Source organism: Vibrio sp. MMG023, assembly GCF_021654215.1.
In the GTDB taxonomy this organism is placed as follows: Bacteria; Pseudomonadota; Gammaproteobacteria; order Enterobacterales; family Vibrionaceae; genus Vibrio; species Vibrio jasicida.
Genome location: NZ_JAKFZP010000004.1, coordinates 411,850 through 426,349, shown reverse-complemented (window position 1 = coordinate 426,349; position 14,500 = coordinate 411,850). Strand labels below are relative to the sequence as shown.

General features: G+C 44.6%; 16 protein-coding genes. 7 read left to right on the top strand and 9 right to left on the bottom strand.

What is annotated here, in order from left to right:
* Nucleotides 1-22 precede the first annotated feature (22 nt).
* Entirely contained in the window at nt 23-676 is a 654-nt protein-coding gene (locus tag L1076_RS15390; RefSeq protein ID WP_042604686.1) for a nicotinamidase, read from the bottom strand.
* Between the two features lie 32 nt (nt 677-708).
* On the bottom strand, nt 709-1,434 hold the full coding sequence (locus L1076_RS15385; protein WP_005436370.1) for an NUDIX domain-containing protein: 726 nt from the start codon (nt 1,432-1,434) through the stop codon (nt 709-711).
* A gap of 390 nt (nt 1,435-1,824) precedes the next feature.
* Between L1076_RS15385 and pncB the strand changes: the two genes are divergently transcribed.
* Entirely contained in the window at nt 1,825-3,135 is a 1,311-nt protein-coding gene (pncB, locus tag L1076_RS15380) for a nicotinate phosphoribosyltransferase (RefSeq protein ID WP_102386825.1), read from the top strand.
* Nucleotides 3,136-3,166: 31 nt separating this feature from the next.
* On the opposite strand, the gene L1076_RS27065 is transcribed toward pncB, so the two are convergent.
* Nucleotides 3,167-3,349, bottom strand: coding sequence for a hypothetical protein (locus L1076_RS27065; protein ID WP_038869163.1), 183 nt, complete (start codon nt 3,347-3,349; stop codon nt 3,167-3,169).
* Between the two features lie 231 nt (nt 3,350-3,580).
* Between L1076_RS27065 and L1076_RS15375 the strand changes: the two genes are divergently transcribed.
* The 3 genes from L1076_RS15375 to L1076_RS15365 all read left to right on the top strand — a co-directional run bounded on the left by L1076_RS15375 (nt 3,581) and on the right by L1076_RS15365 (nt 5,046).
* Entirely contained in the window at nt 3,581-3,940 is a 360-nt protein-coding gene (locus L1076_RS15375) for a hypothetical protein (RefSeq protein ID WP_038869165.1), read from the top strand.
* A gap of 19 nt (nt 3,941-3,959) precedes the next feature.
* Nucleotides 3,960-4,307, top strand: coding sequence for a GlpM family protein (locus L1076_RS15370; RefSeq protein WP_038869166.1), 348 nt, complete (start codon nt 3,960-3,962; stop codon nt 4,305-4,307).
* 220 nt (nt 4,308-4,527) lie between these two features.
* The gene (locus tag L1076_RS15365) at nt 4,528-5,046 is read left to right on the top strand and encodes a glycine zipper 2TM domain-containing protein (protein WP_038869168.1); all 519 of its coding nucleotides are present in this window, start codon (nt 4,528-4,530) and stop codon (nt 5,044-5,046) included.
* Nucleotides 5,047-5,133: 87 nt separating this feature from the next.
* Here L1076_RS15365 and L1076_RS15360 read toward each other — a convergent pair whose 3' ends face one another.
* Entirely contained in the window at nt 5,134-6,225 is a 1,092-nt protein-coding gene (locus L1076_RS15360) for a transporter substrate-binding domain-containing protein (RefSeq protein WP_042604683.1), read from the bottom strand.
* Between the two features lie 327 nt (nt 6,226-6,552).
* Between L1076_RS15360 and L1076_RS15355 the strand changes: the two genes are divergently transcribed.
* Nucleotides 6,553-8,235 (top strand): hypothetical protein, encoded by a 1,683-nt coding sequence (locus L1076_RS15355; RefSeq protein ID WP_237303937.1) that lies wholly within the window; start codon nt 6,553-6,555, stop codon nt 8,233-8,235.
* Nucleotides 8,236-8,320: 85 nt separating this feature from the next.
* Here L1076_RS15355 and L1076_RS15350 read toward each other — a convergent pair whose 3' ends face one another.
* Nucleotides 8,321-9,229, bottom strand: coding sequence for a DMT family transporter (locus tag L1076_RS15350; RefSeq protein ID WP_039975560.1), 909 nt, complete (start codon nt 9,227-9,229; stop codon nt 8,321-8,323).
* A 94-nt stretch (nt 9,230-9,323) separates the two neighbouring features.
* Between L1076_RS15350 and L1076_RS15345 the strand changes: the two genes are divergently transcribed.
* Nucleotides 9,324-10,208: a LysR family transcriptional regulator gene (locus tag L1076_RS15345; protein WP_038876580.1), complete on the top strand. Its 885-nt coding sequence runs from the start codon at nt 9,324-9,326 to the stop codon at nt 10,206-10,208.
* A 47-nt stretch (nt 10,209-10,255) separates the two neighbouring features.
* Here L1076_RS15345 and L1076_RS15340 read toward each other — a convergent pair whose 3' ends face one another.
* Both L1076_RS15340 and L1076_RS15335 read right to left on the bottom strand, forming a co-directional pair.
* Complete coding sequence (locus tag L1076_RS15340) at nt 10,256-11,068, bottom strand: 5'-methylthioadenosine/S-adenosylhomocysteine nucleosidase (protein ID WP_038876582.1); 813 nt, start codon at nt 11,066-11,068, stop codon at nt 10,256-10,258.
* A 193-nt stretch (nt 11,069-11,261) separates the two neighbouring features.
* Nucleotides 11,262-11,771, bottom strand: a complete 510-nt coding sequence (locus L1076_RS15335) for a copper resistance protein NlpE N-terminal domain-containing protein (protein WP_042604679.1) — start codon at nt 11,769-11,771, stop codon at nt 11,262-11,264.
* A 198-nt stretch (nt 11,772-11,969) separates the two neighbouring features.
* On the opposite strand from L1076_RS15335, the gene L1076_RS15330 reads away from it, so the two are divergent.
* On the top strand, nt 11,970-12,206 hold the full coding sequence (locus L1076_RS15330) for a hypothetical protein (RefSeq protein ID WP_039975557.1): 237 nt from the start codon (nt 11,970-11,972) through the stop codon (nt 12,204-12,206).
* A gap of 76 nt (nt 12,207-12,282) precedes the next feature.
* Here the strand turns inward: L1076_RS15330 and L1076_RS15325 are convergent, their stop codons facing one another.
* Both L1076_RS15325 and L1076_RS15320 read right to left on the bottom strand, forming a co-directional pair.
* A complete protein-coding gene (locus L1076_RS15325) occupies nt 12,283-13,524 on the bottom strand; it encodes a glycine betaine/L-proline ABC transporter ATP-binding protein (RefSeq protein ID WP_039975555.1) in 1,242 nt (413 codons plus the stop codon).
* Nucleotides 13,517-14,416: a proline/glycine betaine ABC transporter permease gene (locus L1076_RS15320; RefSeq protein WP_237303936.1), complete on the bottom strand. Its 900-nt coding sequence runs from the start codon at nt 14,414-14,416 to the stop codon at nt 13,517-13,519. The genes L1076_RS15325 and L1076_RS15320 overlap by 8 nt, the downstream gene beginning before the upstream one ends.
* Nucleotides 14,417-14,500 lie beyond the last annotated feature (84 nt).

Below are 14,500 nucleotides of genomic sequence, written 5' to 3'. Positions count from 1 at the left end.
CTTAGGTTCAAACCGACGCAAATTACGCGAAGTTCTCGACGATGATGTCATCTGCATTGCTAACAAACACTGCGCCTTTCTCTTCCATCTCCGCAATCACTGCATCGATAGTATCTGGCAATACCGCGCGGCTAGAGGCTAGGTTCACAATCACTTTAAAACCTAAATCGAGAGCTTGAGTCACGGACTTCTTCACACAAAAATCAAGCGCTAAGCCACCAACAACAACCGTATCGATGTGGTTGAATTTAAGGAATTCATTCGCACCTGTAGTTTTGGTATCAGCCACGTCGTGGAAAAAGATGCCATAAGGGTGTGCGTCTGGGTCCATGCCTTTGTTCACTTGGAAATCGTACTCCAGAACAGGAGGTAGACCGTCCAGCAGTTCAACGCCCGTAGTACCAAGCACGCAATGGCGGTTCCACTTAATGTCCACATTAGGTAGGCCGACAGGTTCAAGCATATTTGCTGGCGTTTCTGCATCCCAAGCTGCTTTTGGTGGGTGCAAATCACGGCTAACGAGCTTTAAGCGACCTTTAGTATGGTTCTTTAATAGCTCTGGAACGATTTCTAATGCGCCAGTGACGGGTAATTCGTCAGGGCAAAGTTCGGTGAAGCCTTTTTCAGGATCCACGTCGATCACTGCGGTAGTTTGGTAGTTAACTCGAACGGTCATGGCAGACTCCTTGTCTGTCTTTTGTGCTTGCGTTAACCACGCAAACAGTTTTGGAAAAAGGTCACTTCGTCGCTTGCTAGGGTGTACACCATGGCTGGTTTACCGCCTTTACCTTTGTTGGTGGAAGCGACTTTGTTGGTTGGCTTTAGAACACCAGAATCAATCAAGCGGCGTTTGATCGTCATGCGACTGATGTCGATACCGAACTCTTGATAGGCGGCAATGATGTCGGCAACCAGAAACTCTTTATCAAGTGCGAACAACAGGACCGAGGTGTATTCGATAGAGGCACGCAGCTTCTGCCATGCCTTTTCAATCATCTTTTGGTGATCAAAAGCGAGAGTTTCTTCACCATCAAGGATTGCTTGCAGTGGGAACCACTTCAAATGACATTCTGGAACACCAGCGTTGTCGATTTGTTCTTTGTTATTGCGGTCTACTAAGGCGTAGTGGGTGATGTTCAGGCTCCAATCTTCAGGGTCACGCTTTGGGTCGCCATCGACAAAAGCTTCGCTAAAGTGGCGAGGGTAAGTGTGAATTTTTTCACGGCAGATTCTACGTCGCGCTGCTTCGAAGTTTTCGTCTGCTGCTCGTCCACCTTCGTGCGTCATGTCTTTATCAAACACAAATCCACCAGGCAAAGCCCACACGCCGTGGTAGGGGCGTTCTGGATTTGAGCGTTTGATCAGCAACACTTCCAACCCTTTATCGGCACAGCCAGATAGTCTGAATGGAATGATGTCGACAGTTACGATCATGATTGGGTCCTGAGATTGATTTGTAAGTAATCTAGCGCATAACAAGTAGTCAATCAATGGGTAAGTAACCGATTGTTAGAAACGTACATGCATTTTTCTCGTGATACTGTTTAAGCATGAATGTGCGTATATGTTCAGGTTATCCACAATAGCTGTTGGATTATTGTGCGTAAAAACCTTATAAAAAAGAGTGGTTAGTAACAAAAGTTGACAAACTAATAGTGGGTGTTTATTGTTTACGCAATTTAGTTAGTAACAACAAGTTATATACCCAAGTTTGCCTTGTTGAGAACTTCCCACCAACTTCGTTGGGAAAACAATAAGATGCGGTTTGCACCGTGCTGAGGGAATTTGGGTATAAACGAAAAAGGGCGTGTAGAAGGGCTCCGAATGACCACCAATTTATTTTCGTCTCGCATCATTCAAAGTGCGTTAGATTTTGACGTATACAAAGTGAATATGATGAGTGCTGTTGCAACGCTTTATCCAGATGCGATGGTGTCCTACAAATTCATTGTTCGCAGTGAAGAAGACCTGTCTGAACTACTGCCAGATGTGAAAGCGGAAGTTCTAAAACTGCAAGACATCACTTTCTCGGCAGAAGAAATCGAGTACATGAAAGGCGTCGCGCCTTATCTTAGCTCTGAGTTTGTTGACGCTCTGCATGCATTTCGTTTTAACCCTCAACGTGACGTTTCTTTCAATACTAAAACCATGGCTGATGGCACAAGCCAATTACGCATCACCATCAATGGTCTTTGGAAAGAAACCATTCTCTACGAAACCATTATTATGAGTATTGTGTCCGAAGTGCGCAGCCGTGCACGTTGGGCAGACATTCCAGTCGAGCAATTCCAATCTGTTCTTAAAGAGAAAGTTAGTCATCTAAAATCCGAACTAACACGCCGCAATATCACTAACTTTAAGTTTGCGGATATGTCGACCCGTCGTCGTTTCTCCTTCCAAGCCCAGCGTTCAATGCTGCAGTATCTGAGCGAAGAGTTACCTGACAGCCTAACTGGAACCAGTAACTACCATTTGGCGAAAGAGCTCGATCTCACACCAATCGGTACGGTGGCACACGAATGGTTTATGGGACATCAAGCGCTGGTGAATGTTCGTGATTCACAAAAGGTAGCATTGCAGCGTTGGCAAAAGATGTTTAATGGCGCGTTAGGCATTGCTTTAACAGACACCATTGGTATTGATGCGTTCTTAAAAGACTTCGATGAAGAGCTAAGTAATGCTTACGCTGGTGTTCGTCATGACAGTGGCTGCCCTTACACATGGGGCGAGAAGATGATTGAGCATTACCAATCGCTTGGCATCGACCCAATGAAGAAAACCTTGGTGTTTACAGACGGCTTAAACTTTGATCAAGCACTGGACATTTGTGAGCACTTCCAAGGTCGAGTACAAATTAGCTTTGGTATTGGTACGTTTTTGGCAAACGATATGGGCGAGTACGTGAACGCACAAAGTGTTGCGTACAAACCTCTGTCTATCGTTATTAAAATGGTGTCATGCAACGGCTCACCTGTTGCGAAAATCAGCGATGAGCCAGAGAAAGCGATGTGCGAAGATATCTTCTTTCTGATGAATTTGAAGCGTCGTTTTGAGCAACCGCTCGATCTTGATGAGTGCCGTGTTTTGATTGATCGCCTCGAAGACGAAGGCGATAACTACCTTATCGACGCTTAAGCTATCGATGAATAAGGGTGATGTTTTGTCATCACTCTTTCTCTGTGGCGCAACTTTCGTTGTATTTTATTTCGCATAGTGCGCCACATTTCATGCGATAGGGAAGACGCTTACTTCCTGTGTTCGCACGTATCCTCTTTACAATAAGCCCTTCTAGATTGGCACTTTTCAGGTGCTTTTCGCGCACCTTTTTCCAGTAGTCATCAAAAGCCATACGTCACCTTTACTATCGCTGTCATTATTTTTATAAATATGCAGCCATTTTATGCAACACAACGCGGTTTCTGATGTCAGAAAAATCCTAAAAATCGTTAGGTAAAAGGCGAATTGTTGTAACGCTCTCGTTTCTTGATTTTTACCTTCTATGGTTTCGATAAATTAATATCGGCAAACCTAACAGGCGATTTGGTTATAGTACAAGCAAAGGTCAAGTCAGGAATGAACGATGAATTTGGTTGTGCATCTACAGAAAAAAGCGATCAACAAACACGGCTATGAGTGGGCAACGCGCCAAGCTTGGAAGTGTGGAATAAAAGCGAATCTTGTGAAACGAGTGATCGGGATCTTCAAAGGTCAGATTGTTTGTGTTGTTGAAGGCTGTCGTGCAGAGCTTACTACGCCAATCAATAACCCACTACATGAAGAAGAGAAACAAGGGCGTTACGTGTTTGTTGGCGGCATTTTTTGGGAGCCGAACAATATGATTGCACCAGGATTTCCTGATTTTATGTTTATGCATTTGCGAACGCTCAGCCATCGTCATAAATACCTGACGGATGATGAATTGTTCTTGAGTTTAGCGTAGTCACTTTATTAACCTATTAATGACCAGTCTATTTTTAAAATCGATACTCGGAGCTTGCGCTGTGTTGATCATCGCCATGCTCTCTAAATCAAAAAGCTTCTATATTGCTGGTTTGGTGCCTTTGTTTCCGACCTTCGCATTGATTGCGCATTTTATTGTGGGCAGTGATCGAGATATGGAAGCACTTCGCCAAACGGCATTATTTGGCATCTATTCTTTGATTCCTTACGCCGCTTATCTGATTTCGGTATTTTACTTCAGCTATCGTTTGAGCCTTATTGGCACACTCACCGCCGCAACTCTGGTCTGGATACTTTTTGCAACCATGCTGTTAGCATTTTGGACTCGCTGGATGGTGCCTGCCTAAAGTTTGCTCAACTTAGCATTGTATTTAACGCAATATTCATTGCTCAAACTGATGTGATCTCGCTCCAATTGACCTTTCTCTGAGTTTTCTCTAACACAGCGTTTATAAAACGCTGTATTTTAACCTGCTAATGACCGGACGTTTGTTTTCACCTGATGTGAATTTTTCTTCTAGATTTACTATACCGCCAAGCAAAGATAACTATACTGGGAAGTAAACCATGAATATGAAATCTATCGCAATCGCAACTGCGGTTGTAGCCGTTCTAGCAGGCTGTAAAGACAAGACACCACCAGCACCAACAGAAGCAAACATCACGCTGGTTGAAGCTGTGACGGAAACGGTGAAGAACCCACATCAAGTATGTAAAGATGTAGTCGTAACTCACAAAGTTGAACCAACAGACAACAACAAGATACTTGGTACTGTAGGCGGAGCAGCAGCAGGTGCAGCCTTAGGTAACCAAATTGGTGGTGGTTCTGGTAAAGTGATTGCAACTGCAGCCGGTACTGTTGCAGGTGCAATGACAGGTCGTAAGATTCAAGACAATGTGCAGAAAGGTGATGTAGTCACGTCAACTGAAAAGCAATGTCACACAGAATACACCACTTCTGAGAAAGTAGTAGGTTACGATGTCACTTACGAAGTTGCTGGCGCGCCAACAACCGTTCGTATGCAAAGCAAGCCAGCAGGTAAGACATTCCCAATTCAAGATGGCAAAGTAGTACTACCGCAATAATTGCCAACTTAGTTGAACCTAAAAGCCCTTTAGATTAAAGGGCTTTTTCTTATTTCAATGAAAATTAAGATTCATGGCAACTCGACATTACTTATCGGCAAAGTAATCGACTAACGTTTTGCGCCATTTCCGTGATTCACGAATTTGCAGAAGCGCACGGTTAATTTCTTCTTCATACGTGTTGTTTTCCGTAATGATGAAGCCATAGTTCTGCTTTTCTAACTGGTAAGGTAGCACCTCTAAATCTTCATATTGCCCTGATATTCTGCCGTTACCAATCATGTATTTGAGCACGACGTCATCGGCAACGATGGCTTCGACTTCTCCTGTATCCAATGCATTTAAAAGCGCGGTCATGTCTTGATAATCTTGATGACGAATACCGAAGCTTGTTAGCAACAAAGACGAGGTGGTTGCGGTTTTGGTCCCCACTTTGACATTGGCGAGGTCGTTAATGCTTTTGATTTGAGAATAGCCTTGGCTCAGGGTCAATTTGCTGGCCAGCACGGCGGTGATACTGGCTATAAAGAGCATGCTAAACACACCAATAAACACCGTTACGATTCGTCCTGTTAAGCTCTTAAACTCGAAGTAGTTAAAGGGGCCTCGCGTAATGAAAAGCAACCCAAGAATAAAGCTCTCAACCCAACGTCCTACTCGGCTTTTCATCGAATACAGCTTTTCATTTTTCCCTTCTTCTATCGCGTAGAAAAACGCCCCAACCAAACCTGCAACCAGAATGATCGCGCCTACGATTAACCACAATGCAGGGTTCATGAAGATCGATTGTAAGGTATGTAGGTACCCTTGATTTTTAACTGCAATCGCTAGGTGGGTCTCATAGAAAGAGTGGGAAAAGTCAGCGAATAACTCACGTTCTGGAGTAATTGAAATGCATGAAACGCCAATGTCGATTTGTTCCGTTTCTATCGAGTTAAGAAGATCATCTAACGGGTGATGCTCGAAGGAAAACTCCACATTCATCTCCTTCGCAATCAATTCCCACAGCTCAACACTTAAACCATTCAGTTGAGTATCGACTGAGCCGATCACAAAGGGTGGGCATGGATAGGTCCCAACTTTTAATTGAGCTGCATGAGAAAAAGTACTGAATAAAACAAAGAAACAAAGTGTTGAAGTGACTAGGTATCGAAGTGTCGTTTGGAAACCATTTTGCATGCACAGGCCCTCAAAGGAGAGGCAGTGAATGAATTGTATCCACGGCGATGAGTCACCCTAGAATGCAAACATGATCAGAAGTTAATGGAAACGATGACGAATTCAGCACTGCCCTAGTTTTTATTTACTGTTTTAACTATAGCAGTTGATGCTAACAACGACTTTCACCAGTGACTGACATGCAAGCACTTACATTGCTCACTTACAAAAACGCCATTACTGAAGGTTTCTTAAGCGCGTGTAAGCGAACGTAAGAATTAGCAGAACGTGCAGTTTTTTTGTTTATCATGCTCCTCAATATTGAACGGTGTTTTATTGGGGAAAGGAATGAAAAAACGAGTATTGGCCATGAGCATTGCCTTGGTGGTGTCTGGTTGTGGTTCAGAAGGGAAAGATGGAAGCGCTACGGAATCTAACACATTTACGTCCCAGTGTGGTGACCAACTGTCAGCTCAAGAATCTGGCTTGTCATTTGTGGTGAAAGGAGACATCGCAGAATTGCAAGGGGTGATTTGTCAGGGTTCCCCAAAGGCGTTCGAGCAAATGATGGCGAAACACAGTAACGTGAAGCAGCTTAAGTTCATTAGTATTGATGGTTCCGTTGATGATGAATCAAACCTGGAACTGGCTTACCAAGTTCGTGCTAAACAGCTGGATTCCCATATTACGAGCAGTGGGCAGATTGCCTCTGGCGGTACAGATTTATTTTTGGCTGGTGTAAATCGAACAATTGAAAGCGGTGCAACGATTGGCGTTCATTCATGGGCAACCGAAGACCAAGTCGCAACGGATTTCCCTGTCGGTCACAAGTATCATCAACCTTACATTGATTACTACAAGAAGATGGGTTTGCCAGACCCTGAAGGTTTCTACTACTTCACGATTAATGCAGCGTCGGCACAAAACATACACAATATGTCTGAGCAAGAGATAACCAAATACGGCCTAGGTAAACTTGTCTCCCCTGAAGGCGAAACGTCTTTGACCAGTGAGGGTGATAGTAAGCTTTTCGAGCAACTTAATGCCTCTGTGAATGCACTGAAATTCCAATCCGTTTGGGGCGGTTATGGGGACTACTTATCAGGTACGCCAGCTTACTTTCTAAGTTTGGATGAAAAGAGCAGCACGCCAGTCACTGCCTATTTGGTCAATCCTTCCAAAGTCCCAGGAGAAGCACAAAAGTTAGGCGTCAATGAAAGTGGTGCACTGAATATCTATCAGTACGAAACCAATATGCACGTCTTTCATGACGTAATAAACAAAGGTAATGGGGTGTATGAAAGGCAATATACGTTTAACGGAGCGAAGTACTATCTCCAAGTGTATAAGCCCTCAGAGACCTTCGTAAAAGGTGAGCATCAACGCAACACCATTGCATTAGCTGTGCATGAGATGTTTCATGATTATCAACTGGAGCACTTTAGTGACCCTACCAATTACTTCAACGAGCTCAACGGTTACCCTGTGAATGTAGAGCAGATTACTTACAAGCTAGCGGCACTGGACCTGTTTAAATCTTTGCCTAAAACAATGACCCAAGACGAAGCGAAAACCATGCTCAAGCAATACATCGCTTTGACTCAGGAGCAAATCAATATTGATACCAGCAGTAAGCGTTATGCGAAGAATATGGGACTTGGCCAAGAGTTGTTTGAAGGCAGTGCTTGGTATGTTGAAGTGATGGCATTGAGAAATGCGCTACCGAATTTTTCCGAGCTCAAGTTCGTTGATAGCTACGCGTTTACGACTCAGTATCAAAATCGTGAAAGTGTGGAGTCTCAGTTTGGTTGGGGGTATTTCTATCCAAGTGGTGCAGCCGCAATTTATGCGTTGAAGGCAGCAGGCTATGACATCCTTCAATTGGAAAAAGGAGTGACACCCTTTGAGGCCGCAAAGCAGGCGGTTGGAACGTTCGATATTACTGACACATTGAACCAAATTAAGCAGAGCGCTGACTTTAAAGCGTTAGAGCAAAAAGCGTTAACCATTAACGCCATCAAAAACCAGTAAGTTGATAACTAGCGAGAGGCAAGATTTGTCTGTCTCGTCCTAAAGTAAAAAAGCCGAGCGATGAATGCTCGGCTTTTTAGTCCATTTACGCCGCAGGTGCTTGATGGTGATTTTGTTCTTCCAATTGTTTTTCGGCTTGCGCTTGTTTTTGTTTTCTACGCTCGCGTTTGGATAGCCAAATCAAAGGAACGACAATCATTACTGTGCCAATTGCCATAAAGATATCCGGTACTTCACCAAACCAGATCAAACCAACGAAGACAGCGCCAATTAAACCACTGTATTCGGCACTGGCAATTTTGTTGCTATCAATAGAGCGGTAAGCCAGTACACAAGTTGCCGCATAAATCATAATGAATAAGCTAGATCCTGTCGCGACTGGGAATGAACTCCAATCCCATGCTTCCCCTTCGATAAATACAAGCAGCAGAGATACTGGAATACCCGCGAGGTTAGTCATAAGTAGCGTGTGGACGACGGATTGATTCTTTGGCAGCTTACGGATCAATAAGTTGTTGATGGCTAGTGTTATCGCGACCGCTAATGCTGATAATGCCGCCCAATCAATTTGGTCAGGACGAATAATTACAAGCACGCCAGCAAAGCCCATGACGGCAGCGGCGATAGACTGAGCAGAGAGCTTCTCAGCAAAAAAGAACGCGGCAAGTGGCAACATGATAAGTGGAGCTGCATAGAAGATCGCATTGGCGGTTGCGAGCGGCATTGAAGAGATCGCAAAAACCATAAAAATAGCACCCGTCAACCACACGTGAGCACGCACAGCATGCCATTTAAAGCCTTCCATTAGAGGGGTTTGTTTAGTGAATAAGTACACGGGCAATAACATCATCACAGCGGACAATTGTCGGTAAAATACGAACTGAAAAACCGGCACCTCGTTACCGACACTTTTGATCAAAGCGTCTGAAAGCACCGCAATTAGGTTACCAACAATTAATAGCAGCATGGCTGCACCGACAGATGTGACTTTCACGTTATTCCTCTCCTGTTTCTTTGCCAAAGAGTAGGGGATGTCATAGGATGAAGTGAAATGATATTTATTAGTTTAAGTATGAGATTTTTAGATAATGAAACTGCCACCTTTAAGAGCGGTGCACTGTTTTGAATCGGTCGCGCGCAATCTAAGCTTTTCACTCGCTGCAGAGGAGCTCAACGTGACTCAAAGTGCGGTAAGCCATCAAATACGTTTGCTCGAAGATTATCTCGGTGAAGCTTTGTTTATTCGTCAAGGACGCAAACTGTCACTCTCGGAAACGGGAGCTCGTTATCTTGAAGACATCAGCCCCGCCATCAGTTCGATCGCAATGGCTAGTCAGAAAGTGAGAGAGGGTGATAAGGGCAGTTTAAGGTTGGCGATATACAGTTCGCTAGCGGTGAAATGGTTGATACCACGTCTGGCGGATTTTAAGCGGTTACACCCCGATATCGACCTTACCTTGAATATGGTTGCGGGTGATCCTGAACAAACGGACAGTGTCGGAGACTGTTTCATTACGGTTCAAAAACCGAAGCGTAATTACATGGCGGTACGTTTGTATGATGAGACTTTGTACCCAGTTTGTAGTTTGAATCTTTGGAAGGAGATTCAAGACCAGCCGTTGCCGGATGCGCTTTGGAACTATCCGATTCTTTCTACTGACTCCATCTATCGTGAGCGTGGTAAAGATTGGGCAGAATGGTGCAGCGTGGGTGGTTATGAGCTTCCAAAGAACATCGACATGCAGCACTTCAGCCACATGTTGCTGGCTATCGAAGCCGCTCGTTACGATCAGGGCATTACGTTTGCCAATGACTTCATGTTGAATGAACGGGATAAGGCTCAAGATTTGGTTTATATCCCTTCGCACGGTTTGGAGACGGGAGATAGCTTTTACTTTGTGCACAAAAAGAGCCGAGTCCGTCAGACCGAAATTATAAAACTGACAAACTGGCTCAAGCAGCAGTGCCTATAAATAGGAAAGGGAGGCGTTGTGCCTCCCTTTGCGATTCAAAAAAGCGACTATTGCTTTTTGATCAGCGCTTTAATCACATCAATCGTGTATAGCTGACAATCGACAGCGGTTTGCGGGTCAAAGTCTTGTTTGTGCTGGTCAGTATTCGACAAGATGCGAATCCCAACAAATGGCACTTGGTAAGCTTGAGCAACCAAAGCCGCTGATGAGGTTTCCATCTCTTCAACAGATGTACCGTATGTTTCATGGAACCAGTTGATGCGGTCTACTTCGCGGTTCCACTCGTCCGCTGAACCAATCAAGCCTTTTACAACTTTGCCTTTGTTGTATCCTTCAGACAAAGAAAGAGCAGTTTCAACCAATGCCGGATCCGCTTTGAACTGTTTATGTTCAACAAACTCACCGTCTTCACGTAAACGCATGGTTACGTCGAAGTTCTGCCACTTCGTTGGGTCGATGCCTTTGCCTTTTTCAGTAAATTCAGACTTGTATGAACCCATGTTGAAGCTTGCTTCACCGACAACAATATCACCACGGTAAAGCTTAGGGTCATGACCGCCAGATGTGCCTTGGTTGATGATGTATTTAGGATTGAAGTGTTCAATTGCAATCGTGGTAGAAGCGGCTGCATTGGCCAAGCCAACTTCGGTACGAGATACCACGACTGGGTAGCCGTCGATTTCACCTTGCCAGAAAGTCCAAGAACCAACGGTGGTTTCTTTTGCGTCATCTAGGGCTTCTACAAGCGTGCTGGTTTCAATATCCATTGCACCTTGAACTAGGATTGGTTGAGTTTGAGCGAAAACAGAGAATGAAAGCACGGCAGGAACCAGTGCGGCGAAACGTTTAAGAATTTGCATACGACATACTTACAAAAGGAAAAGATGGCGCAATCTATCAATAGCAAACGTTTGCGTCAATTGATGAATTTGTTAATTTTCTTAATGGATGACTTTTTTTGATTTTCATTCTAAATAACGAGAAATAAAAAATCCGAGCGGGGGAAGCTCGGATTTATGTTCTATCAGGACTAAATTGAATGATGAATTAGCGCTAAGGCATTTTGCTTAGGTTGTAGAATGACGCTAGCTCGCCTGTTGCTTTTTCGCCATTCATATCCAGTTTCATTAGCATGTTTTCACCAACGAAATACTGGTTTGGACCTGACTCGTCGACCAAAGTAATGGTATTGCCAGACTCGTTCCAAGTGAACTTACCTTCAGATTTGATTGGTTCACCTTCTTTACCCTCATACAGCTCTACCAATGAGTAAGTGCCGTCTTCATTCAGTGTTAGCGTTGTGTCGATTCCTGCACAATCTGCACATGGAAGCTTGCCTTTGTATATACCGTTCCAATCCAGTGCATTTTGCGCATTGTGGCCAGAATCGACAAACGTATCAGTCGTGATCACTTGCTCTTCTTCAATAGGAGTTGCATCAACCGTACTTTCAACTTCTGTCGCCTGAGGAACGTCAACTGTGGTTGTCTCTGCTGGTTTCTCGTCCTGACAACCGGCTAAAATAAATACGGCACTGGTGAGTGCTAATAGTGTCTTTTTCATTTTATTCCTCTTTTAATCAACAAGTTGATATACCGAAATGATCTCGAAGCATGTATGCTAAGGTCACTTGGGTATATGGTCTTAATAATAGACTCGTTTCCTACACCTGCGTCAGAAGAAAGCAAACCATTGATCTGCCTTTGTTAGAAAAACTCTTTAACGTCAGTGATTTGCAAATAGAAAGACAGGGAAGTAAAAATGGAAGAATTACTTATAGGAACTGCCCGAGTATTGGGTTCGCTTATTCGTTGGCTCATGTTTGAACTCATTTTAAATAGCGTTGTTTATCGTATTGGGTATGCGGGATTGTATATTCTGACGCTAGGTAAACGGCCTCATCGACCGGTATCACCAGAGATGAAAGGGCGAGTTCTTCTGTTTGGTATTGTGTTGTGTCTGTTGGTTTTTGCCTTACTTATATGGTTGCACTCTTAATGAGAGCCAGTAGGTAACAAGACAGAGATAGCTAGAAAAATAGAAAAGGCTCATCAGATGATGAGCCTTTAACCTATTAGGACGCCTTATCCATTGGCGGAGGGGTTTTGACCTCCTTTGATGGTGCTTCCTCTTCTGAAGCATCAGTGAAGATCTCTGCTACGGCGCTGCGTTCTAGCTCACCTTGCAGGTTACCTTCGTCATCAACAACTGGGAGTGAGTAATCGCATGACATGGTATCAGGCAGAACTTGTTCAATAACCGTGTCTGGAGAGACAACAGGTACTTCCTCGTAAATCTCGTCATCCAACTCTTGCGCACCGTCAGTCTTCGCTGCGTCCAATAAGCTTTCTTTGGTAACAACACCTTGATAGCCTTCGTCGGTCACGTGGTAGGCATAATCTTGCTTCACACGCTTCATTTCGATGAGGGCTTCCTCGATAGTTGTTGCTGCAATGCGGTACGCTGGTGGCTGCATTACGGTTTCAACTGTGAGCGCGCGGGCACGGTTCACGTCTTTAACAAACGCCTCTACATACTCATCAGCAGGATGAAGCAGAATTTCGTCTGGAGAACCTTGCTGTACTAACTCGCCGTCCTTCAAGATCGCAATGCGATCGCCTAAACGAAGTGCTTCGTCCAAATCATGAGTAATGAAGATGATGGTTTTGTGCAGTTTCTCTTGCAGTTCGATAAGCTGATCTTGCATTTCACTTCGGATCAAAGGATCGAGAGCGGAGAAAGCTTCGTCCATCAATAGGATCTCTGCATCGGTTGCTAATGCGCGCGCTAGCCCCACACGTTGTTGCTGACCACCAGAAAGCTGGGCTGGATATTGGTTCTCGTAGCCTTTTAAACCAACGGTTTCTAACCACTCGTTCGCTTTTGCAAGGCGCTCATCTTTCTTGAAGCCTTGAATTTCAAGGCCATAAGCAACGTTGTCTACGACAGTGCGGTGAGGGAGCAGGCCAAAGCGTTGAAATACCATCGACATCTTGTGACGACGAAATTCTTCCAACTCTTTTGGTGAAAGTTTCATCACATCGACACCTTCAACCAAAATCTGCCCCATCGTTGGGTCAATCAAGCGGTTGAAGTGGCGAATCATTGTCGATTTACCAGAGCCAGATAGACCCATGATGACAAAAATTTCGCCTTTCTTGATTTGTAGATTGATGTCTTTCAATCCGACCGTATGACCCGTATCAGCAAGTATTTGGTCTTTGCTTTGTCCCTGTTTCACACGATCAATGACGGTTTGTGGTTTCGGGCCGAAGATCTTATACAGGCCGCTGATTTCGATAAGAGGCTTAGTCATGTTTCAGATCTCCTAAATGCGCTTGAGTGCGTTTCGCGTAGGCTTGTGATGCACGGTCGAATAAAATTGCTAATGCCACAATGGCCAAGCCGTTTAACAAACCAAGTGTAAAATATTGGTTGGTAATCGACTTCAATACAGGCTGACCTAAGCCTTTTACGCCAATCATCGAAGCGATAACGACCATAGAAAGCGCCATCATAATAGTTTGGTTGATGCCCGCCATGATGGTTGGCATTGCCAGTGGGAGTTGAACTCCAACCAAGCGTTGTTTCTTGCTCGCGCCAAAAGCAGTGGCGGCTTCAAGCACTTCTTTGTCTACAAGCCGGATACCAAGGTTGGTAAGGCGAATGACAGGCGGTATCGCATAGATGACCACCGCAATCAATCCCGGAATTTTACCGATACCAAGCAGCATAACGACTGGAATCAGATAGACAAAAGCTGGCATGGTTTGCATTACGTCCAGCAGTGGTGTGACGACGGATTGCACTCGGTTAGAGCGAGCCATCGCGATACCAATGGGGATGCCAAGGGCAATGGCGAGGATAGTACACACAGTAATGATGCTGAGTGTTCGCATGGTGTCTTCCCACATGCCGAAATAGCCAATGAGCAAGAGAGAGCCAAAGCACGCGACACCAAGTTTCCAAGATCGACTTGCTGCATAAACTAATGCGGTGCAGACGGCGAGAATGATCACCCAAGGGGTAGAGATAAGCAGTTTTTCGAACCAAACGAGGAATGAGAGTAATGGGTCGAAGAAGGATTCAATAAGGTCGCCATATTCACGAGAAAAATCACGGTAGGCACCATCGAGCGTTTTACGGATGGCTCTAAGATCGGAGCGATCCATCTCTGGAAATTCGCTCAGCCAGTTCGAGTCAGACATGTTTACTTCCTTTTCTTACCGAGGCTCTATTGAGCCTCGGCATACAACAAATGCGGTATTCCTATACCGTTTACGAAACGTCTA